The sequence below is a fragment of the Shewanella khirikhana genome (assembly GCF_003957745.1).
Classification (GTDB): Bacteria; Pseudomonadota; Gammaproteobacteria; order Enterobacterales; family Shewanellaceae; genus Shewanella; species Shewanella khirikhana.
Map to the genome: position 1 here is coordinate 4,531,205 of NZ_CP020373.1, position 21,146 is coordinate 4,552,350.

Here is a 21,146-nt window from a genome sequence, read left to right on the forward strand (position 1 = left end):
GGCTGGAATGGATTTAACATTGGTCGGCAAATCCGGCTGGGGATAAAAGATGAAAGGGCACCTAAAGGGATTTATATGGCAAAGGCTACTGGCCTGGTTTCTGCTTGGCCTGAGCCTGGGTGTGGCGGCCGAGGAAGATACCCTGTGCGCCGTGGTCAAGATTGAAATCGTTCAGGAGCTGACACTGGAGCGTCAGGGCTTTGAGGCGATTATGAAAATCAATAATGCCCTCGAAGACAGGTCGCTGGAAAATGTCGGCGTCGAGGTGGTGTTTACCGACAGTGCCGGCGAGCCTGTGGTGGCCTCAAGCGATCCCAATCACCCCAATGCCAGCTTTTTTATCCGCATTTCCAGTATCGAGGGCATCGACAATGTGGCCGGTACCGGTGAGCTGGCTGCGGCGTCCAGTGCCCTTATCAAGTGGTTGATTATTCCCGCCCCCGGCAGTGCCGGCGATGTGCCCTCCGGCACCCTCTATTATGTGGGCGCTAAACTCAATTACCGCCTCAATGGTTTGGATGAGAGCCTGGATGTGGCGCCCGACACCATTTTTGTGCGCCCCATGCCCAAGCTGACGCTGGATTACTTTTTACCAAGTGATGTGTACGCCGATGATCCCCTGACCAATGAAATCGAACCCATTGAGCCTTTTACCCTGGGGGTTCGGGTAAGCAACAACGGTAAGGCCGCCGCCAACAAGGTTAAAATCCAATCTGCCCAGCCAAAAATTGTCGAAAATAACCAGGGGCTGGCCATCGACTTTAAGATCACCGATTCCTTCGTGGGCGACAGCCCTGTGACCAATTCCTTGCTGCTGGATTTTGGCGATATTCCCAGCCTCAGCAGTGGCACCGGCCGCTGGATCATGTACACCACCTTAAGTGGCCGCTTTACCGAGTTTACCGCCACCTTCAGCCATGCCGATGAGCTGGGGGGCTCGCTTACCTCATTGATAGACGCTGTGAACGCCCACCTGCTGCTAAGAGATGTGGTGGTGGATTTACCCGGCCGTGACACGGTGCGGGACTTTTTGGTACGCAATGGCACGGCACTGACCGCCTTTGAGTCTGACAGTGTCGATACCCCGGTTGCCGACCTCAGCAGCACAGCACAGCTCTCGGGCAGTGGCGATACCCTATCACTCACCTTTGCCCCCGAGCTTGGCGGCGCCTATGTACAGCTACCAGACCCCTTCGGAGGCAGCCGTCAATTGGTGCAGGTCCTGCGCAGCGATGGCAAAGTATTGCACCCCGCCAATGGCTGGCTATCGAAGCATTACAACAAAGACACTAAACAGACCCAGCATCTGTTGCACCTGTTTGACACCCATACCCAGGGCCGTTATTTATTGCAATTTGCCGATAGGCAAGCCGTGCCTGCAGCGCCTGTGCTGGCCTATATCCCAGATTGGACCGGTGCCGAGGGTGGCCAGATAGGGTTTCTGCTGGAGGCCAGCGATCCCAATGGCGATGCGGTGAGTTTTGCGGTAACCCCCATGCCCGATGGGGCGAGTCTTACCGACATTGAGCCGGGTAAAGCCAGATTTAATTGGCCTATTGCCGTGGGCCAGGCCGGTTTTTATCCGGTGACTGTGTCTGCGACCGATGGCAAGCTCTACTCTAATCAGGAGCTGATGCTCAGGGTGTTTCCTGCCCATGATACCGATGGCGATGGATTAGACGACGCCTGGGAAATCGAACACTTTGGGGATCTCAGCCGTGATGGCAGCGGCGATTTCGATGGTGATGGCCTGACCGACCGTGAAGAGTTTGAACTGGGGTCCGATCCCACCATGCAAAATGGTCCCCTGGCCCCCGAAGTAGTGAGTCCGGATGATGAAGAGATCACCGAGACTGAGATCCGTTTGTTGGTGAATAATTCGGTGAATCTGGGTAATCGGGACCTGGACTATTTCTTCGAACTTTATGCCGATGCGCAGTTAAGCCAGTTGGTACTGGCATCCGATGCCGTGCCAGAGGGCGTGGACAGTACAGCGTGGGTATTACCTGAATCTCTGATGGAGAATCAGCAATATTTCTGGCGGGTACGCAGCTTTAACCAGGTGCTCTACAGCGCCTGGAGCAACGCTTCCTTTAAGGTAAATAGAACACCGGAAGCACCCACCAAGCCGGCATTGAACAGCCCTATGGTGGGCGTGGAAGTGGATGAGGTGATGCCGCTGCTCAGCGTGCTGAATAGTGCCGATCCCGACGGTGATGAACTCAGCTACCGTTTCAGTGTGTATAGCGACGAAGCCATGACCAGTTTGGTCTTGGTATCTGCCGACTTATTGCCCGGTGACAATGGGGTAACCGCCTGGCGGGTGACCGAACCGTTGCAGGAAGGTGCCCGATATTACTGGCAGGTCGCTGCCATCGACCCCGGCGGTTTAAGCACCCTGAGCGAGCCATTTTGGTTTGATGTCTATGTGTCGAATCTCGCGCCATCGACCCCGGTTCTGGTGTCACCGACGATTGACGAGGTGCTGGGACATAATGATGTAGTTCTGGAGGTGGCCCAGGCGGTAGACCCTGAAGGACAACCGCTGAGTTATCTGTTTGAACTGGATAGAGTGGCCAGCTTTGATTCGAACGACAAGCAATCTGAGCAGATTGAAGTGGATGCCGATGGTAAGGTGCTGTGGCATCTCAGTGGCTTGCTGGACGAGCAGCAGTATTTTTGGCGGGTGAGAGCCCAGGACCCGCTGGGCATGTCCAGCGAGCCGGTGTTGGGCAGATTCAAAATAAGCTTGCAGATTACGGCTCCGTCGGCACCTGTCATTGATAACCCCGGTGATGGCTCCTGGGTGCAGAGCACCATGCCGTTACTCAGTGTTCATCCGGTATTAGACAGTGATAGACCCGTGTCTCATTACCAATTTGAAGTTTATGGAGACGAGGCGCTATCCAGCTTGTTGACGACTGAGCAGGTTACTCAGACTAGTGTGGAGTTAACAGAGGCTCTGCCTGATAACGCCTGGGCGTATTGGCGGGTCAGGGCTGTTGACTCTGCCGGGATTATGGGTGCCTGGTCAGCGGTGTCCCGTTTCTTTGTTAACGACAAGGGTATTGATGAAGCGCCGATATTTGAATGGCGCTCACCCGAGGCCGACACAGAATTTGCCCTTGGTCAGCCAATTTTGCTGCGTTGGGAGGATATAGATCCAGACAGCGACGCACTTATCTCGCTGTATTATATGCGCCCGGAAGACGCGATTGTGCTTGACGATCTGGATGCCGGTTTCAGTGCCTATGGCGATTGGCAGCATGTGGAAAGTGATGAAGATGTTGAAGGATTCCACCTCTTTACCGCCCATGGTGAAGATGCTTCTGCTCAGTGGACCAGGCCGTTGGAAATGAGCGGCCGTTATGAAATCCAGGTTTACTGGCCTGAGGTTGAAGGTAAGTATGCCAAAGATGTGCAGTATTTCTTCCCCGTGGTGGGCGAAGACGGCTCAAGCCTGTCTTACCAAGAACTGCGTAAACCCGTAACGGGCTGGAACAGTCTGGGTGAGCATCAACTCCAGGCGGGGGATTTTAGTTTGTTCCTTAAAGGGAGGGGGCATAAGAAAAGAGCCTTGATAGCTGACCAGATCCGTCTGATCCCGATAGATGTGCCCCATCAATTGCTGGTGAAAGATATACAGGAAACCCCGGATGGTGATGCCGACACCTATTTGTGGGATACAAGTGGTATGCAGCCAGGTGAATACCAGCTGTTTGCCAGGATTGCAGATGAAACCCAGGAAGTTACTGTGTATTCGCCTCACAGGGTTAGTCTGCGGGAACAGGCCTACTTACGACTGGACAACCAGGATCCCACGGCTGTGATTGCAGGAGATTGGCATGAGCAGATGTCGGCGGATGCTGTTGGCGGTACTTTCCATCAGTTATCACTACACGATGGACCGGGCAGCGTGAGTTGGCCTGTGCATATAGACAATGCCGGCTGGTATGAAGTCAGCTTTTTTGGCTTGCCGGGGGTTGATTTACAGCAGCTCAAGGTTGAGCTGCTTCAGGAAGCCAATGTGATGGAGGTGGGATATTTCCACAAAGTCGCTGAGCCTGGATGGGGGCATGTTGGGCAACTCTGGCTGGCACCAGGTGAGTATCAACTTCGGGTTTCTGCCGAAGGAGTGGGGGTGGTTGCACTTGATGCTATTGAGTTACGCCTTACTGCCTTGATGAGTACCAATGAGTTGGTTTTGGACAATACCGACACAGGCTTTAATGCTAATGGCAGTTGGCGGATTTCATCCAGGGGTAGTGGGTTTGAGGGCGTTGACTATTTTACTGCCTGCAGTGGCAGCGCGTCGGCGTCTTGGCGCGTCGGCCTCAATGAGCCCGGCTTCTATGAAGTGTCTGCCAAGTGGCCCGCCAGGCTTAAGAATCAACGGGGGGCGCGAGTCGAATTGGTGTACTCGGATAACAATCGGGTGCCAACAAAAGTCGCGATGAAGCTAAATCAACAGCGTAATGGCGGAACTTGGCAACCCCTATCAGTGGTGAAAAGCGGGGGCGGAGAGGTTGCTGTTACCCTGAACAGAGCCGAGGGTGGGGGATGTGTGGTGGCCGATGCCATCCGTATACGAAAATTACAACAACAGAGTTTTATGTGGGATAACTCTGATGCTGAATTCGCACAAACCAGAGGCTGGTGGCAAAGCAGCCGTTTGATCGATGGCTTTATCGGCGAGAATTATCTGTTTTCTTTGTATGGTGAAGCCAAGTGGTCTCTTGGAACGCTTCCTGCTGGAAAGTATCGGATAGAGGCTCGTTGGCCCGCGAGCATATTCCATTCTTCGTCGGCAGAGTTTGTGTTGAAAGCGGATGGTGCCCCAGTCTCAACCAATAGAATGTCTCAGAAGTCTTCGGGAGCACGTTGGAATAATTTGGGTGAAGTCGAGATCCAGGCCACAACTAATCTGGAGGTCACACTGAAAAACAAGGGACATGGGTTCTTGGTGGCCGATGCCGTTAGGTTGGTTCGCGTAGAGTAGAGCTTGAGGAAGTGGAATGAGAGGTACAGGTTTATTTATTGGATTAATTAGTGTTTGTACCACTATAGCGTTTCAGCCTCTCTATGCTGATGATTTTGTCTTGCAGCAGTGCTATGCCAATCATGGTAAGAAGCAACTTTATGGGTTTGACATGCAATTGAATGCACCGGGTGTAACAACCAGGAAGCTTGATTTGTATGTGACTGATATTGCTGAAGTGGACCGCTCCTGGACTGTGATCGATGTGTCTGAAGAGTCTGATATTATCTCAGGAACTCTCAAACTGCCGCTGCATACGCTTAAGCATAAGTCCTATCTTGCTGGCCAAAAACTGTTACTGATTGGCAATGGAAGAAGCTATTCTCAATTGGAGCAAGAAACTCTCTGGCTTGAAAAAAACCTGGCTTCAAAGGTTAAGATTTACAATGGCAGCCCGACTCTTTGGCGTTATGCCAATGGGGACGCAGAGCCTATGGAGTTGCAAACTATAACGGCAAGAGAGTTTTTTTCCGAGTCTGCGCTCGGCGGATGGCAGCTTCTTGAGACTGAGCAGCAGCTAGGTGAAGTGTTTGGGGATACAGCCACCATTTCTTTTGGTGAAAGGTTTCTCTATGTAGGAGAGGGAAAGCCTTTGCCCTCTCCGCCGACACCGGAACTGGTTCGAGTGTTGTTTATTTTAGAGGGTGGCTCAGAGGCCTTGCAGAAATTTTCACTGGAACAGGGCATCATCCTGACAGCAAAAAAACAACGTGAGAAGAATGAAGAGTGTAACAACATTAGGTAAAGCTTGTTTTATCACACTGCTTTTTCTGATTGTGTCTTGTACGCAAAAGCAAGAGCAGGACCTCGAACCAGAGAATGCACAAACTTTTGAGGTTACCTTCAGGTACAAAGTTACCAATACAACGGATTCAGTCGTTTTTGGAGAGAAAGCAAGTTTTGCGCTACCGGTGGCTGATTCAGCCAGGCACGGTGTGCTGGCTATTGATACCAATGTGAAGGGTAAAATTGTTGAACTGGACGGGGGTAACCGAGAGTTCCTGATAGAATTTGAGCGTCTGTTGCCCAGAGAGGTAAAAATAGTATCAGTATCAGTTCGTTATGCTTCAAAGGATGCGGAGGTATATGACCCCACGCATTTGGCTTCTAGTTATCTCGCCGAAACGCGGTTGATGCCCTTTCGGCAGCCTGAATTTTCTAGATTAGTTACTGACCTTAAACGCGATAATCCGCAGGCAGTGATTGATGAAAGCTACCAGTGGGTTGTTTCAAATATTCTGTATTCTGGTTATAACCCAAGCACCTTGGGTGCTGCGTATGCGTTAAAGCATCGCAAGGGCGATTGCACCGAGTTTACCTACCTGCTTGCTGCCTTACTCAGGGGGAATGGCATTCCCGCCAGATTAGCCAGTGGCTATGTTATCCAGGGAAGTGGTGTACTCAGTGCCGCTGATTTTCATAGCTGGGTTGAGGTTGGTATTAATGGCGTTTGGCGAGTGCTTGATGCTCAGAAACGACATTTTGGGCCAGACGATAATGCTTATTTCACGGTAAGTTACCTCGACGGTGAGGCAAGTGAAAGACGGTTTTCAAGCACCAGCAATATCAGTGTTGTCATGTATTGAAGTTAATTAAACAAAGAGCGCCTGTTGGCGCTCTTTGTTTATTTTGGGCAGACAAACTGCTATGGAGATCAGTTCATCGCTGCGGTGATTTTAACGCAGCGGTCGACCCGCTCTTTTTTGAGTTTAATCGCCCGTACCACCGGGAATTTAAGCCCCTGCCATTCATTCAGCAGCGTGCCCAGTTCGGCGGCGTTTTCGCGGCTGCAGGTTGACGGCAACAGGGCGTTGACGTAACTCACCAGGAAGCGATCGTCTGCGGTTTTGTTCAGCTCCGGAATGGTTTTTAGCACCTCGGCATGGAAAGGGGCCATGAGTTCAGGATGGTTCTTATCGGGCAGAGAACTCAGGATGTACTGCTGCTCCCTGAGTTTAAGGCCTTGATTGTCATCTTGAATAATCTCAAACCACTTGGCCTTGTTGGCCGCTGTGGGTCTTCCCACTTCGGAGGCCAGCGCAAAGAGCTTACCCCTGTCGGAGCCATCCCGTTGCTTTTCTGTCGCCAGCAGGGTGTCGTAGTCACCCTTGAGCTCTCGATTGAGTTTGCTGACGATGCGCCAGCGCTTGTCCTGATCCAGGGTTAAGCCGTCAATGGTCCTGGTACCTCTGGCCATGGCATTGAGAATGTTCCATTGATGTGGGCTGTCGATGCTATTCAGGTACATGTAAAACCACAGTTTTTGCAGATCAGAGCCCGGCTTGGCAGATTGCAGTTGTTGCCAACTGAAGTCTTCCATGGCGGTGATATAACGCTGCACATCTTTACCCTGACGACGGGCTTCCCACAGGAAGCTGGACGCATAGCCCATGCCATCGGCCACGGCGTTGATGATGGTTTCGTCCTGCTCGGCGGGCAGGTTAGCGAGGGCGAAGTCGATAAACTGCTGTGGGCTGATATCGGTTTCTTTCACGCCATTGCTGAGGCTTTGCCACAGCATCAGCCGGGTGTAGGCGTCTTCTACCTGATTAATCTGGGTTTTCAGGGTATTCAGTGACTGGGCGTCCAGCCGCACCTTGATGTAGGCAAAGTCTTCATCGTTGGGATAGACCAAGTCGGGGCAACGGGCTCCCACCAGGCTGGTGACCTTGGTGCTGCTGCCGCTGAAAATAACATCCTGAGTCAGGCTCTTGTTGAGCTTGCCGCCGCGCTGGTTGTAGAGGGCGATGCGGGTCTTTTGGGTGCGCAGGCTGTTGTCATGCTCGCCGTGGCCCTGTTGCAGGCTGAACGATGCGATTTTGTCGCCTTCGCAGCTAAAGTTTACCTGCAGGGTGTTGAGCCCTGGGGTGTAGAGCCACTCTTTGGACCAGGCATCGAGGTTAAGTGCTGATTTTTCACCGAGGGCGCCAATGAAGTCACTCAGTTGGGTGTTGCCTTCGCGGTGGGTCTTCAGATAGTGGCTTACGCCGTCACGGAATTTATCTTCGCCCAGATAGAACCAAAGCTGCTTGAGCACTGAGCCACCCTTGCCGTAGGTAATGCCGTCGAAGTTGGCAAAGGCTTCGGTGGTATTGGCCACATCCAGCTGAATGGGGTGCGTGGTAACCGAGTCATCGGCATCGTAAGCCCATTGCTTGGTGCCGCTGTAATAGTTTTCCCAAATGCCGGGAAACATTTCCGTTTTATACAGCGCCAGGTTTGACATAAAGGTGGCAAAGCTTTCGTTGAGCCACAGACCATCCCACCACTTCATGGTGACCAGGTTGCCAAACCACATGTGCGCCAGTTCGTGGGCTATGGTGTTGGCCTGGTTGCGCAGCGCATCCTGAGTCTTTTCGCCGCGGCTGAGGTAACTCTCGTTGAAGGTTACCGCGCCGACGTTTTCCATGGCGCCGGAGTTAAAGTCGGGTACCACCAGTTGATCGTACTTGTGGTAAGGGTAGGGGATATCAAAATACTGATTAAAAAAGGTCATCGATTTTTGCGTTGGGCCAAACCATTCCTCGGGTTTGACGTATCTGGCCATGGTTTTGCGGGCAAACAGCCTGAGCGGCACAGCGCCTGAGTTGTCTTCCCACACGGCATAGGGGCCGGCGTGCAGCGCAAAAATGTAGGATGAGAAGCGTTCGGTTTGCTTGAACTGCCAGTGTTTATTGTCCCCTGCGGCTTCTACCTTGTCTTCCCGCTGGTTGGCCACCACTTGCCAGTCGGCGGGTGCTTTTACATCCAGCAGATAGCGGGCTTTGAGATCCGGCTGGTCGAAATGGGGGAACAGGCGGTTGGCATCGTAGGGTTCAAAGTCGGTATAGAGGTACACGCCCTTATCTTCCGGGTCCACAAAACGGTGCAGGCCAGTGCCGGTATTGCCATAGGGCGCGCGGTAGCGGATTTCCAGTTGATTGTGGCCACTGGCGAGCTGCGCCGATGGAATACTGATAAACCATTTCTGATAGCTGAATTCGGCGGCTTTGCCGTTGATGAGGACGGCCTCTACGTCGCCCTGATAGAAGTCTACTGTCAGCGGCAGCTCGGAGAGCGGCTTATAGTCGAAACTGATGAGACTGGTGCCGGCAAATTCGGTGTCGCCACGGGTGAAGTCAATCGACAGCCGATAGTCGACATTGCTGACAAGCGCGGCGCGCTGGGCAGCATAGCCTTGCTCCAGTGAATCCTGCACTGCCCTTGGGGCAAACGCGCTGGCCGCCGCAGTGGAAGTCTGCTTGCCTGTAGATGCGTTATCGGACGCTGTATTCGAGCAGCCCTGCGCCAACAGCAGGCCAGTGATGGCTGCTGCAATTATTTTTCTTTTCATGGTGTTATTGCCTTGTGGATTCCCCTCTTAATCTGTGCCCGTGTATAGCACGGCCGCGTGGGTTGCCACAGTGTAAAAATTGTAACCGGAGGTGTTGTTTGGCGGCTGTGATAGGTAAGAACTGGCAGGAACTAAATTGGCTAGATAAACAAAGAGCGCCAACTGGCGCTCTTTGTACTGCAGAAGCGAAAAGTGGCGTTATTCCACGTTCTGGATCTGTTCGCGCATCTGTTCGATAAGCACTTTGAGTTCCACTGCCGCGGCGGTGATCTCGGTGCTGATGGACTTGGAGGCGAGGGTGTTGGACTCACGGTTGAACTCTTGCATCATAAAGTCGAGGCGGCGACCTTCGCTGCCACCTTTTTTGAGGATACGGCGGGCTTCGGCCACGTGAGCTTCGAGGCGATCCATTTCTTCGGCGACATCGAGTTTTTGTGCCAGCAGTACCATTTCCTGCTCGATGCGGGTGCTGTCGAGTTCGCCCTGCACTTCAGACAGGCGGTTGGTGAGCTTTTCACGCTGCCATTCCATAATTCTGGGCATATGCTCACGCACAATGGCGATTTGGCCTTCGACCGCACCAAGACGGCTTTCCAGCATCTCTTTGATGGCGCTGCCTTCGCGGCCACGGGCCTCGATGAACTGATCCAGCGCCTTGTCGAAGGCGCCCAGCAGTTCGGCGCTGATGGCATCCATATCCTGCTCGGCGGTGGCAATTACCCCGGGCCAGCGCAGAATGTCGGTAAGGGCGATATCGCCCTGGCCAGCTTCGGCCTTCAGCCAGTTGGCGGCGCCCAGCAGCTGACGGGCCAGATCCTGATTGATGCTGAGCTCGCTGCTGTTGTCGCTGGCGAGATCGTAACGCAGATTCACTTCCACCTTGCCACGGCTCAGGCGTTTACGCAGGCGTTCACGCAGGGCCGGTTCCAGGCTGCGCAGCTGTTCAGGCAGGCGCAGGTAGGTTTCGAGATAGCGTTGATTCACTGAGCGAATTTCGAAGGAGGCGGTGCCCCAGGTGGCTTTATGCTCGATACGGGCATAGGCGGTCATGCTGTGGATCATAAGGATTCCGGCTGGTTTTCGTCTGAGTCGAAAGGCCATTATAACCAGATGTTGCCAAGGCGTCATGGAAAGCGCTTTACGAACAGCGACTCAGGGCACAGACCCGTGTTTGGGCGTGACCAATATGGCCCCGAGCGGGCTGTTTTAAACCAATCCATGCAAAAGGGTCATGGCAACTGGGCGCCCATAGCCCTATAATATGCAGCCAATTTACAGCCAAGTTCACACGTCACAGGAATTACCATGCGCCCAGGTAACCGTACATCGGCTCAGACCCGTCCAATCACCATCACCCGTAACTTTACCGCCCATGCCGAAGGCTCTGTGCTGGTTGAGTTTGGTGAAACCAAGGTGCTGTGCACCGCCAGCTTCACCGAAGGTGTACCACGCTTCCTTAAAGGCAGCGGACAGGGTTGGCTGACCGCCGAGTATGGCATGTTGCCGCGCTCTACCCACAGCCGTATGGACCGCGAAGCCGCCCGTGGCAAGCAGTCTGGCCGTACCCAGGAAATTCAGCGTCTGATTGGCCGTGCCCTGCGCGCCGCGGTAGACCTGAAGCAACTGGGCGAAAACACCATAGTGGTGGATTGTGATGTTATTCAGGCCGACGGTGGCACCCGTACCGCCGCTATCACAGGTGCCTGTGTGGCCTTGGTTGACGCGCTGAACTGGGCCCGTGGCAAAGGGATGGTGAAGGCCAACCCTCTTAAGTTTTTGATTGCCGCCGTAAGCGTGGGCATTCACAACGGCGAAGCCATCTGTGACCTCGAGTACGTGGAAGATAGCGCCGCCGAGACCGACATGAACGTGGTGATGACCGAAACCGGCAAGATCATCGAAGTTCAGGGCACCGCCGAAGGCGAGCCGTTCAGCCACGAAGAGCTGCTGACCATGCTGGAGCTGGCCAAGCACGGCATTCGTGAGATCATCGATACTCAGAAAGCGGCTCTGAACTGATTATTGAATTGAATTTTTAAAGGCTCCGACAGGGGCCTTTTTACCACCCTGCACCTTGTAAAATTGGCGGCTTTGGCGGCCAGACACATGATAGAGGAAAGACAGTGAAAGCCTATCAGCGCGAATTTATTGAGTTTGCTCTCGAGCGTAATGTACTGAGATTCGGTGAGTTTACTCTCAAGTCCGGCCGTAAGAGCCCTTATTTCTTCAACGCCGGCCTGTTCAACACCGGCCGTGATTTGGCTCGCCTCGGCCGTTTCTATGCCGCCGCGCTGATGGATGCCGGCATCGACTACGATTTGCTGTTTGGCCCGGCCTACAAGGGTATCCCTATTGCCACCACCACCGCCGTGGCACTGGCCGAGCATCACGATGTGGATATGCCTTACTGCTTTAACCGTAAAGAGAAAAAAGATCACGGTGAAGGCGGCAACCTGGTGGGCAGTGAGCTCAAGGGCAAGGTCATGCTGGTGGACGATGTGATCACCGCCGGTACTGCCATTCGTGAATCGATGGAAATCATTCAGGCCAATGGCGCTGAGCTGGCCGGGGTGTTGATTGCGCTGGACCGTCAGGAAAAGGGCAAGGGCGAGCTGTCTGCCATTCAGGAAGTGGAGCGCGACTTTGGCTGCGGTATCGTGGCTATCATCAAGCTGGCCGATTTGATTGCCTTCCTGGCCGAGAAGCCCGGAATGGAAGAGGTGCTGAGCTCGGTGCGTGCTTACCGCGAGCAGTATGGCATTTAATCCAATGCCACTTAGGCCCTTGGCTTAAGCATAAAAAAACGCCGCAATCAGCGGCGTTTTTTATTGGGAATACGCTAAGGTTCAGCGGGGCTGATGCAAAAATTCCGCCCGGGTGGCCGGGTTGGATTTGAAAATGCCGCCCAGTGCCGTGGTGGTGGTGGAGCTGGTGGCATCCATCACGCCGCGGGATTTAACGCAGTAGTGCACCGCATCGATTTTCACTGCCACGTCTTTGGTTTCCAGCAGTGCCTGCAGTGCCACCAGTACCTGTTGAGTCAGACGTTCCTGCACCTGAGGGCGCTGGGCAAAGAAGCGCACGATACGGTTAATTTTCGACAGACCGATGATTTTTTTACGCGGCAGATAGGCCACTGTGGCTGTGCCGTCTATGGTCACCAGATGGTGTTCGCAGGTGCTGGTCAGGCTGATGTCCTGTACCCGTACCATTTCATCCACGCCCATCTTGTTGTCGATGACGGTGATTTTGGGGAAGTTCTCGTAGTCGAGGCCAGAGAAAATTTCATCCACGTACATTTTGGCGATGCGACGGGGGGTATCGGCAAGGCTGTCGTCGGTCAAATCGAGTGACATCAGGCCGAGAATTGCCCGCATATGCTCTTCGATTTTGTCTTTGCGTTCCTCACGGGAGAGTTCACAGGGAACCATAGGGGTTTCCAGTCCACGCTCCATAAGCGCGGCCTGTACCTTGAGTGCTGCTTCGCTGAGTGCCATTTTTTACCTCCAACCACATCATCGGCGCCTTGGCCGCTGCGCAATATCAGGGCAATTTACTTGGGTATTGCGCGAGTGGCGCAGGATACCGCTATTTGGCGTAAATTCATACCGAAATTGTAGTCGGCCCATAAAAAAGCCGGGCCAGGCCCGGCTGATAATCACGGCGTTGCCGCCCTATGTCACAGCTTCAGATGGGTCTTCAGGAAGCCAAGCATTTCGCCATAGTATTTGGCACGGTGAGCCTCGTTATAAAAACCGTGGCCTTCATCATCCATGACCAGCGACTGGTACGGATAGTTGTGCTTTTTCAAAGCATTGGCCATGGCTTCGTACTGCTCGATAGGGGCGCGCTCATCTTCGCCGCCGTGCACCAGCAGGATGGCGGCCTTGAGCTTATCCACGTTGTGGGTGGGCGACATGGACTGCAGCAGCGACTTATCCTGGGTCAGCACCTTCTTCAGGTAAGCCATACCGGCATCGCGCTTTTGCACATCACCTTCTTCGAACATCAGCTCCAGGTCGTACACACCGGCAAAGCCAATGGCGCACTTGAACAGATCCGGGGCCAGCGCCGAGCTTTGCAGCGCGCTGTAGCCGCCGAAGCTGCCGCCCACGATACAGATGCGGTCTTTATCCACAGTGCCATCGGCAATCACCTTTTTGGTGGCATCTATGATGTCGTATTGGATTTCGCTGCCCCACTTGCCGTAGCCCGCTTCTTCAAAGGCGTTGCCATAGCCGCCACTGCCACGGAAGTTCACCTGCAACACCGCTATGCCCTGGCTCGCCAGCAGCTGGTTTTGCGGATCGAACCCCCAGTAATCCCGTGGGCCATGGGGGCCGCCGTGGGGATTGACCACCAGGGGCAGGTTTTTGGCATCGACGCCAAAGGGCAGGGTGAGGAAGGCCTGGATTTTGGTGCCGTCACGGGCGGTAACGTCGAAGGGCTTTACCTCGGCCATTTTATCGGGGTCCAGGGCATCGTTCACCGAAACCAGATAACGCAACTTGTTGGTTTTGCGATTGTAGAGGTAATAGTCGCCGGGGTTTCTGTCGTTGCTGGCGGCCACAACCAGAAGCTCGCCTTTGCGATCTTCACTGACTATCTGTACCTGATGGCCGGGTAAAGAGGCCAGCAGTGTCTTCAGCAGCTGGCTGCGCTCGTCATTAGCATCCACGAAGGCATAGGTAGGGTAACCATCGGCAAACTCCACTGCGTACAGCTGCTTGGTTTGGCCGTTTATCCAGTAATTGGCCGGGTCTACCCGTGGGTCCTGAATAATCCTGGTTTTGCTGCCGTCTTTGAGATTAATACGGTAGACACCCATGGTTTGGCCGCTTTCGGTACCGGCGGCGTAAATGCTGCTGTTGTCGCCCACAAAAGACAGCGGAATGAAGTCATCCAGCCCCAGATCCAGCTTGTCGCTGGTCTGCCAGTCGCCGTCATCGCGAAAGAACACCTTGAGGTCGTTGTTGCTGTCGCGCCCGGCGGCAAAGCGTACTTCACCTTCATGGTCGGTAAGGAAGCTGGCGTAGCCGATGGGGGCGCGGGTGACTTTTTTGCGGGTACCGCGGTACACATCAACCTTGTACACATCGGCGTTGCCTTCCTGCCAGTCGACCCCACTCCAGGGCAAGGCCTTGACCAGCAGGTATTTGTCGTCATCCGGCAGTGGGTCGAGCACAGAGGCTGTGGCGCGGATGGGGGTGTTCTTTTTCAGGTTGGAGCCGGTTTGCTGCTCACCGCCGTTATAACCAAACAGGTAGGTTGCGCGGCTGCCATCGGCATTCACTGCGAACAGTTCACCGTAGTACAGTGGGTGGTCGCTCCAGCCTTTGAGGTATTCCTTGGCCAGCACAATGCGCTCGTTACTGACCCAGTCGTAATCGCCGACCTGGGCGTTGGCGGGGAAAAACACTGCGTGTTTGAGTTTCAGGGTTTCGGTGTCGAGGATCAGCAGCTTGTTTTTACCCTCGTGCTTGGTAATGGCACTGAGGTAATCGCCGCCGGGGGAGAGTCTGACCTGACTGAACTGGCTGCCGCGGGCAAATACCTGTTCGGGGGTGGCAGCATTGGCAGAGGCACAAAGACACAGGGCCAGCGCACCAAAAAGACGGTGTAGCTTCATGTCACATCCTTGTTGTGGCTTGTTATTGAAATCAGTCTTGGAGGTTAATACAAAAGTATGCCGCAAACAATAAAAAAGGACGGTGATTTACCGTCCTTAATTCTCTTTAAAATCAACTAGCTTTGTAGTAGTTGTTTCTGAATAAAGCCCCACTGTTCATCGAAGTGTTCGGTGGGTTTTTGCTTGAACTCGCTGCGAATGTACTGGGCTATTCTGCCTTCGGCCACTGCCAGCAGCAGGTTGGCCAGCATGGCTTCATCCAGTTCGAATCCCTTGCCTTCCCGCAGGGTTTTCTCACGCAGGATTTGCTTGAGCTGGGTTTCGATTTTGCCGAACAGGGCGCTGACGCGGCTGCGCAGACGTTCATTTTCGCCCAGCAGGGCATCGCCATTCAGTACCCGCGAGATGCCCGGATTCCGTTCGGCAAACAACAGCAGCAGCTGCAATACCAGTTGGCAGCGGCGCATGGTGTCTTTCTCGTCATCCATGATGAGGTTGATACGAGACAGCAGTGAGTCTTCGATAAACTCTATCAAGCCCTCAAACATCCGCGCCTTGCTGGGGAAGTGGCGATACAGCGCCGCTTCGGATACACCGACTTCGGCGGCCAGCTTGGCAGTGGTAATACGTTGTCCGGGGTTGGTTTCCAGCATCTGTGCCAGACACTGGAGAATATGTTCGCGGCGGCTCAGTTTTTCTTTGGTGGCCATTGACAGTCCTTCACACAACACTTTGACAAAACGAGGGAATTAACGGGTGCCAGAATGGCCAAAACCGCCTTCACCACGTGATGAGGTGTCGAATTCGTCCACCAATTTAAACTCGGCCTGAACCACAGGCACAAACACCAGCTGGGCCAGGCGATCGCCAATTTCCAGGGTGTAATCTTTGTCGCTGCGGTTCCAGCAGGACACCATCAGCGGGCCCTGATAATCAGAGTCGATAAGGCCAACCAGGTTACCAAGCACTATGCCGTGCTTATGACCAAGCCCTGAGCGGGGCAGGATCACGGCAGCCAGGCTGGGGTCGGCCACGTGTACGGCAATGCCGGTGGGCACCAGCACGGTTTCGCCCGGCGCTATGGTAATGGCGGTATCCAGCATGGCGCGCAGGTCCATACCGGCGCTGCCTGGAGTGGCATAGGCCGGCAGCGGGAATTCGGAGCCGATGCGGGAGTCAAGGATCTTCAGTTCGATGGGTGTTTTCATTTTTTGGTTATTTTTGTCGCTATCAATGAAAGCAGTTGATACGCCAGTGACAACTTGTCGGTAGCGGGTAACTCCTGGTGTCCGTTTGGCCAGAATACCTGCAGGGCGTTGGTATCTGAGTTGAAACCCTGACCCGGCACTGACACATCGTTGGCCGCAATCATGTCCAGATTTTTGCGTTTGAGCTTATCTCTGGCGTAGGTTTCCACATCATGGGTTTCGGCGGCAAATCCCACCGTAAAGGGTCTTGTCTGGTGAGACGCGACCGTGGCTAAGATATCAGGATTGCGTACCAGTGCAAGTTGCATGGTCTCGCTGCTCTTTTTGATTTTACCCGTGGCGACGTCTGCAACCCGGTAATCGGCTACTGCGGCGCAGCCAATAAAGATATCTTGCTCATCGATTTGTGCCATCACCGCATCAAGCATTTGCTGAGCCGAGTCGACATCGATGCGTGTCACTCCCGCCGGGGTTGCAAGGCGAACCGGACCCGAAACCAGGGTCACCTCGGCGCCCATGGCGGCGGCCGCTTCGGCCAGGGCAAAGCCCATTTTGCCGGAGCTGTGGTTGGAGATATAGCGTACCGGATCGATGGCTTCGCGGGTGGGGCCTGCCGTCAGTATCAGCTTTTGGCCTTTTAGGCTCTGTTTACACAGCTCCAGGGCGGCGGCGTCTTCGAGCAGACGTTCGGCAAAGGCGCAGATTTCCAGCGGCTCCAGCATCCGGCCTGGACCAACTTCACCGCAGGCCTGACTGCCACTACCCGGGCCCCAAAGCTTGATGCCACGCCGGGCAAGGGTCGCGAGATTATCCTGAGTCGCCGGATTGGCATACATTTGCTGATTCATCGCTGGACACAGGGCGATGGGGCTGGAGGTGGCCAGACAGGTAGTGGTGATCAGCTCGTCGGCCATGCCGGCTGCCATACGGGCAATCAGGTTGGCGGTAGCGGGAGCCACTATCACCAGATCTGCCCAGCGTGCCAGTTCGATATGGCCCATGGCCGCTTCAGCGGCGGGGTCCAGCAAATCCATGGCAACCGGGTGGCCGGAGAGGGCTTGCAGGGTGAGCGGAGTGATAAATTCTCCGGCGCTTTGGCTCATCACCACCCGCACATCGGCGCCACGCTCTTTGAGACGGCGCACCAAATCAGCACTTTTATAGGCAGCAATACCGCCGCCAATCCCCAGCAGAATTTTTCGATTATTCAGGCTCACGGACAGATCCCGACTAAAATTAACTGGCGCTAACCATACCATAGTCGCCGCCGTCAGGGTGAGCGACCCAGGCCAAATTATTCACGCGAAGCGGTTATCGCGCCATGGACGGCAGGAGGCAAATTGATGGCTATCAGGGATTGGCCAAAGGGCGAGGGCCCGCGAGAAAAATTATTGCTGCGGGGAGCGGCGGTGTTGAGTGACGCAGAACTGCTGGCAGTACTGCTCAGAAACGGCGCTGTGGGGCTGGATGCCGTGGATTTAGCCCGTCGGTTGATTGGGGAATTTGGCGGTCTTAGAGCATTATTCAGCGCATCTAAGCAGCAGGTGTGTCGACTACAGGGCTTGGGTCCGGTAAAATACGCCCAGCTTCAAGCCTCCGCTGAGCTTGCCAGGCGTCTTGCCGGTGAATCTTTGCAGCGGGGTCAGGTGCTTACCAGTCCGGATTTGACCCGGAACTACCTCAGACAGCAACTGGCTGACAGAGCCTATGAGGTGTTCGCGGTGTTGCTGCTGGACAGTCAACATAGGGTAATCCAATTTGTTGAGCTGTTTCGTGGCACCATCGACGCCGCCTCGGTATATCCCAGGGAGTTGGTGGCACTGGTACTGGAGAAAAGTGCGGCAGCGGTAATCGTCTGCCACAACCATCCGTCCGGCGTGGCTGAGCCCAGTCAGGCCGATAAACGGATCACAGATAGATTGAAAAATGCCCTGGCAACTATCGATGTTCCCCTGTTGGATCATCTGGTTGTGGGGGACCGGGAGATAGTCTCCTTTGCCGAGCGAGGGTGGATTGGTTGATCTTTACTTGATCTCCCATGGGCTTTCGTGTATAAAATGCGCCCTCTTTGTGCCTCGGGCGACGGCCATACGAGGTACATTAATGCTCGAGCGTTAAAAACTGTTTGGAGAAGATTGACATGTCAAGAGTATGCCAAGTAACTGGCAAGCGACCAATGGTTGGTAACAACCGTTCGCACGCAAAAAACGCGACCCGTCGTCGTTTTTTACCTAACCTGCAGAACCACCGTTTCTGGTTGGAAACTGAAAAGCGCTTTGTACAGCTGCGTGTTTCCACTAAAGGTATGCGTATCATCGATAAGAAAGGTATCGAAGTAGTTGTTGCTGAACTTCGTGCCCGTGGCGAGAAGGTGTAATAGAAAATGGCTAAAGCTAAAGGCAATCGCGAAAAGATCAAGCTGGTGTCAACCGCTAAAACTGGTCATTTCTACACCACTGACAAGAACAAGCGTAACATGCCAGAAAAGATGGAGATCAAGAAGTTTGATCCTGTGATCCGTCAGCACGTTATCTACAAAGAAGCCAAAATCAAGTAATTAACTTGATTAGCTTCTAAAAAAACCCCGGCCTGGTCCGGGGTTTTTTATTGGCTGCGATTTGCTTCCCTTCACATTCCCCTTTATCCCTCGTTTGCTTTTTTATTCATTTGTGTGTTTTTGTGAACGTTTGCAGAAGCTATTGATGCTGCGCATAGGTTTCATATGATTGAAACATTGATGTGATAAAAATAAATGCTTTCAAAGTGAATTTAAATTCACTAAAATTGCGCAAGAATTCAACTTGGCGCAGTCTGTCACTGCGCAGGTGCTTGTGAGGACAATACAGCCCGTGCGTACCACCGAATTGGTTGACGGTTTCCGTCATTCCGCCCCTTATGTCAACGCTCACCGTGGCAAGACCTTCGTGGTCATGCTGGGCGGCGAGGCCATGGTGCAACCCCAGTTTCGAGCCATCATCAACGATGTGGCGCTGCTGCACAGTTTGGGGATCCGCATTGTGCTGGTGTACGGTGCCCGCCCGCAAATCGATGCCGCCCTCGAGCTGCACGGCATCGCGCCGGCCTATCACAACGGCGTACGCATCACAGATGAAGACAGCCTCAAGGTGATTAAACAGGTAGCCGGTGCGCTGCAGTTTGATATCACAGCGCGTCTGTCGATGAGTCTGTCCAACACTCCTATGCAGGGCGCTCAGCTCAATGTGGTCAGCGGCAACTTTGTGATTGCTCAGCCTCTCGGGGTGGATGATGGCGTGGACTATTGTCTCTCAGGCCGGGTGCGTCGTATCGATGTACAGGGGCTCAGGCACCAACTCGACAGCCACGGCATAGTGCTGATGGGACCCATTGCCGCTTCTGTTACCGGTGAGAGCTTTAACCTGACCGCAGAAGAAGTGGCGACCCAGGTGGCAGTGAAACTCAAGGCCGACAAGATGATTGGCTTCAGCTCTCAGAACGGTATTCTCGACCGTGAAGGAGAGGTGATTGCCGAGCTGATGCCGGGGGATGCCCAGAAGATTGTCACCAAGCTGCAGGAAGGCGGCCAGGCCTGTGTCGGCACGCTGGCGTTTCTTAAAGCCAGTATCGATGCCTGTCGCAACGGCGTGCCCCGTTGCCACCTGGTGAGTTACCTGGATGATGGTGCTTTGCTGCAGGAGCTGTTCTCCCGTGATGGTATCGGTACTCAAATCGTGACTGAGAGCGCCGAGCGTCTGCGCCGCGCCTCCATTGCCGATATCGGCGGTATCCTCAATCTTATTCGTCCCATGGAAGAGCAGGGCATTCTGGTGCGTCGCTCCCGCGAGCAGCTGGAAATCGAGATTGAGCAATTTATGGTGATTGAGCGTGATGGCCTGGTGATTGGCTGCGCGGCTCTATATCCCTTTGAAGAAGATAATGCCGGTGAATTTGCCTGTCTGGTGGTGCATCCCGATTACCGCGACGCAGACCGTGGCAGCTTGCTGCTTAAGAACATCATCAGCCAGGCGCGGGTGCGGGGCTATCACCGCTTGTTTGCGCTGACGACCCGGAGCATCCACTGGTTTTTGGAGCACGGCTTTGACATGGTGGAAGTGGACGCGCTGCCGACCAAGAAAAAGCAGCTGTACAACTATCAGCGCCGCTCGAAAATCCTCGCCTTGGATTTACAGTAAGCAGCTCGATATTTCTGTATCGCCACTAAACAACCAGCCTTCGGGCTGGTTGTTTGTTTATGCACATATGACAAATACGCCTTTATATCGCTGTGAATGGGTCATCATGGTTGACATATTATGTCGATTGAGCAATCTTGAGTGCGCTTATCTTTTAAGGAACATCAAATGGCAGCGGACACATTTTTACTCTCACCTTTGGCGGGCAGCGCGCTTTGGGGCGCCATAGGCCTGTTGGCCGGAGTACTTCTTATCGGTGCGATTGCCAGACGTAAACCCACCACTCACACCGCGCGTTCGGTGACCACGGGGCTTATCCTCGCGGTTGTTGGCTTACTGGGTTGGATATTTGTGGGGGCATTGTCGCCTGAGGTGCGGCTCGAGCAAGATAAGTTAGTGCTCGATTTACCAGCCTATAGCCGGGATATCCCACTGAGTTCATTGCAATTGGCCGAAGCCCGGGTTGTCAGCAAAGACGATGGCGATGCGCCGCAGCTGGGTTTTCGAACCAATGGTGTAGGTATGCCCGGTTACAACCTGGGCTGGTTTCGCCTAAAGGGAGGTGAGGCCAAAGTGCTGGCCTCGGTTACGGGTGATGATCCGCTACTGATTATTCCGGTGGAAGATGGCTACAGCCTGCTGCTGAGCACCCCGCAAGGTGATGCCATACTCGAGTCGCTGAAGGCCAAGCAGGCCAGATAAGCCAGACAAGCTGCCAGCGCCGCTCAGAGTTTAATCCCGAGCAGCGCTGCAATAGGCCTTGCCA

General features: G+C 54.0%; 17 protein-coding genes. 10 read left to right on the plus strand and 7 right to left on the minus strand.

Annotation, left to right across the window (positions count from 1 at the left end):
* Window positions 1-49 precede the first annotated feature (49 nt).
* The 3 genes from STH12_RS19905 to STH12_RS19915 are packed head-to-tail and all read left to right on the plus strand — an operon-like array spanning window position 50 to window position 6,624.
* A complete protein-coding gene (locus tag STH12_RS19905) occupies window positions 50-4,999 on the plus strand; it encodes a golvesin C-terminal-like domain-containing protein (protein WP_126169154.1) in 4,950 nt (1,649 codons plus the stop codon).
* A gap of 16 nt (window positions 5,000-5,015) precedes the next feature.
* Window positions 5,016-5,783, plus strand: coding sequence for a hypothetical protein (locus STH12_RS19910; protein WP_126169155.1), 768 nt, complete (start codon window positions 5,016-5,018; stop codon window positions 5,781-5,783).
* Window positions 5,758-6,624, plus strand: a complete 867-nt coding sequence (locus tag STH12_RS19915; protein WP_126169156.1) for a transglutaminase-like domain-containing protein — start codon at window positions 5,758-5,760, stop codon at window positions 6,622-6,624. The genes STH12_RS19910 and STH12_RS19915 overlap by 26 nt, the downstream gene beginning before the upstream one ends.
* A 68-nt stretch (window positions 6,625-6,692) precedes the next feature.
* Here STH12_RS19915 and pepN read toward each other — a convergent pair whose 3' ends face one another.
* Both pepN and STH12_RS19925 read right to left on the minus strand, forming a co-directional pair.
* On the minus strand, window positions 6,693-9,371 hold the full coding sequence (gene pepN / locus STH12_RS19920; RefSeq protein WP_126169157.1) for an aminopeptidase N: 2,679 nt from the start codon (window positions 9,369-9,371) through the stop codon (window positions 6,693-6,695).
* Between the two features lie 198 nt (window positions 9,372-9,569).
* A complete protein-coding gene (locus tag STH12_RS19925) occupies window positions 9,570-10,433 on the minus strand; it encodes a YicC/YloC family endoribonuclease (RefSeq protein ID WP_126169158.1) in 864 nt (287 codons plus the stop codon).
* Between the two features lie 243 nt (window positions 10,434-10,676).
* On the opposite strand from STH12_RS19925, the gene rph reads away from it, so the two are divergent.
* Both rph and pyrE read left to right on the plus strand, forming a co-directional pair.
* Window positions 10,677-11,390 (plus strand): ribonuclease PH, encoded by a 714-nt coding sequence (gene rph / locus STH12_RS19930; RefSeq protein WP_126169159.1) that lies wholly within the window; start codon window positions 10,677-10,679, stop codon window positions 11,388-11,390.
* A gap of 104 nt (window positions 11,391-11,494) precedes the next feature.
* The gene (gene pyrE, locus STH12_RS19935) at window positions 11,495-12,136 is read left to right on the plus strand and encodes an orotate phosphoribosyltransferase (RefSeq protein ID WP_126169160.1); all 642 of its coding nucleotides are present in this window, start codon (window positions 11,495-11,497) and stop codon (window positions 12,134-12,136) included.
* 81 nt (window positions 12,137-12,217) lie between these two features.
* Here the strand turns inward: pyrE and folE are convergent, their stop codons facing one another.
* From folE to coaBC, 5 genes are all read right to left on the minus strand, one after another.
* Entirely contained in the window at window positions 12,218-12,868 is a 651-nt protein-coding gene (gene folE / locus STH12_RS19940) for a GTP cyclohydrolase I FolE (protein ID WP_126169161.1), read from the minus strand.
* A 182-nt stretch (window positions 12,869-13,050) separates the two neighbouring features.
* Entirely contained in the window at window positions 13,051-15,000 is a 1,950-nt protein-coding gene (locus tag STH12_RS19945) for an alpha/beta hydrolase family protein (protein ID WP_126169162.1), read from the minus strand.
* Between the two features lie 116 nt (window positions 15,001-15,116).
* Window positions 15,117-15,710: a nucleoid occlusion factor SlmA gene (gene slmA / locus STH12_RS19950; protein ID WP_126169163.1), complete on the minus strand. Its 594-nt coding sequence runs from the start codon at window positions 15,708-15,710 to the stop codon at window positions 15,117-15,119.
* Window positions 15,711-15,749: 39 nt separating this feature from the next.
* Complete coding sequence (dut, locus tag STH12_RS19955) at window positions 15,750-16,208, minus strand: dUTP diphosphatase (protein WP_126169164.1); 459 nt, start codon at window positions 16,206-16,208, stop codon at window positions 15,750-15,752.
* Complete coding sequence (gene coaBC, locus STH12_RS19960; RefSeq protein WP_126169165.1) at window positions 16,205-17,467, minus strand: bifunctional phosphopantothenoylcysteine decarboxylase/phosphopantothenate--cysteine ligase CoaBC; 1,263 nt, start codon at window positions 17,465-17,467, stop codon at window positions 16,205-16,207. Before coaBC ends, dut begins: the two co-directional genes overlap by 4 nt.
* Before the next feature lie 84 nt (window positions 17,468-17,551).
* Between coaBC and radC the strand changes: the two genes are divergently transcribed.
* The 5 genes from radC to STH12_RS19985 all read left to right on the plus strand — a co-directional run bounded on the left by radC (window position 17,552) and on the right by STH12_RS19985 (window position 21,082).
* Entirely contained in the window at window positions 17,552-18,229 is a 678-nt protein-coding gene (gene radC / locus STH12_RS19965) for a RadC family protein (RefSeq protein WP_126169166.1), read from the plus strand.
* A 119-nt stretch (window positions 18,230-18,348) separates the two neighbouring features.
* A complete protein-coding gene (rpmB, locus tag STH12_RS19970; RefSeq protein WP_011758449.1) occupies window positions 18,349-18,585 on the plus strand; it encodes a 50S ribosomal protein L28 in 237 nt (78 codons plus the stop codon).
* Window positions 18,586-18,591: 6 nt separating this feature from the next.
* Complete coding sequence (gene rpmG / locus STH12_RS19975) at window positions 18,592-18,765, plus strand: 50S ribosomal protein L33 (RefSeq protein WP_126169167.1); 174 nt, start codon at window positions 18,592-18,594, stop codon at window positions 18,763-18,765.
* A gap of 292 nt (window positions 18,766-19,057) precedes the next feature.
* The gene (argA, locus tag STH12_RS19980; RefSeq protein ID WP_164551261.1) at window positions 19,058-20,380 is read left to right on the plus strand and encodes an amino-acid N-acetyltransferase; all 1,323 of its coding nucleotides are present in this window, start codon (window positions 19,058-19,060) and stop codon (window positions 20,378-20,380) included.
* A 168-nt stretch (window positions 20,381-20,548) separates the two neighbouring features.
* Window positions 20,549-21,082 (plus strand): PH domain-containing protein, encoded by a 534-nt coding sequence (locus STH12_RS19985; protein WP_126169169.1) that lies wholly within the window; start codon window positions 20,549-20,551, stop codon window positions 21,080-21,082.
* The last annotated feature ends 64 nt before the right edge of the window (window positions 21,083-21,146 follow it).

Bases quoted from the DNA above. Each gene is read 5' to 3' on its own strand.
- STH12_RS19905 (WP_126169154.1), top strand. From the start codon at position 50: ATGAAAGGGCACCTAAAGGGATTTATATGGCAAAGGCTACTGGCCTGG.
- STH12_RS19910 (WP_126169155.1), top strand. From the start codon at position 5,016: ATGAGAGGTACAGGTTTATTTATTGGATTAATTAGTGTTTGTACCACT.
- STH12_RS19915 (WP_126169156.1), top strand. From the start codon at position 5,758: ATGAAGAGTGTAACAACATTAGGTAAAGCTTGTTTTATCACACTGCTT.
- pepN (WP_126169157.1), bottom strand. From the start codon at position 9,371: ATGAAAAGAAAAATAATTGCAGCAGCCATCACTGGCCTGCTGTTGGCG.
- STH12_RS19925 (WP_126169158.1), bottom strand. From the start codon at position 10,433: ATGATCCACAGCATGACCGCCTATGCCCGTATCGAGCATAAAGCCACC.
- rph (WP_126169159.1), top strand. From the start codon at position 10,677: ATGCGCCCAGGTAACCGTACATCGGCTCAGACCCGTCCAATCACCATC.
- folE (WP_126169161.1), bottom strand. From the start codon at position 12,868: ATGGCACTCAGCGAAGCAGCACTCAAGGTACAGGCCGCGCTTATGGAG.
- STH12_RS19945 (WP_126169162.1), bottom strand. From the start codon at position 15,000: ATGAAGCTACACCGTCTTTTTGGTGCGCTGGCCCTGTGTCTTTGTGCC.
- slmA (WP_126169163.1), bottom strand. From the start codon at position 15,710: ATGGCCACCAAAGAAAAACTGAGCCGCCGCGAACATATTCTCCAGTGT.
- dut (WP_126169164.1), bottom strand. From the start codon at position 16,208: ATGAAAACACCCATCGAACTGAAGATCCTTGACTCCCGCATCGGCTCC.
- coaBC (WP_126169165.1), bottom strand. From the start codon at position 17,467: ATGGTATGGTTAGCGCCAGTTAATTTTAGTCGGGATCTGTCCGTGAGC.
- radC (WP_126169166.1), top strand. From the start codon at position 17,552: ATGGCTATCAGGGATTGGCCAAAGGGCGAGGGCCCGCGAGAAAAATTA.
- rpmB (WP_011758449.1), top strand. From the start codon at position 18,349: ATGTCAAGAGTATGCCAAGTAACTGGCAAGCGACCAATGGTTGGTAAC.
- rpmG (WP_126169167.1), top strand. From the start codon at position 18,592: ATGGCTAAAGCTAAAGGCAATCGCGAAAAGATCAAGCTGGTGTCAACC.
- STH12_RS19985 (WP_126169169.1), top strand. From the start codon at position 20,549: ATGGCAGCGGACACATTTTTACTCTCACCTTTGGCGGGCAGCGCGCTT.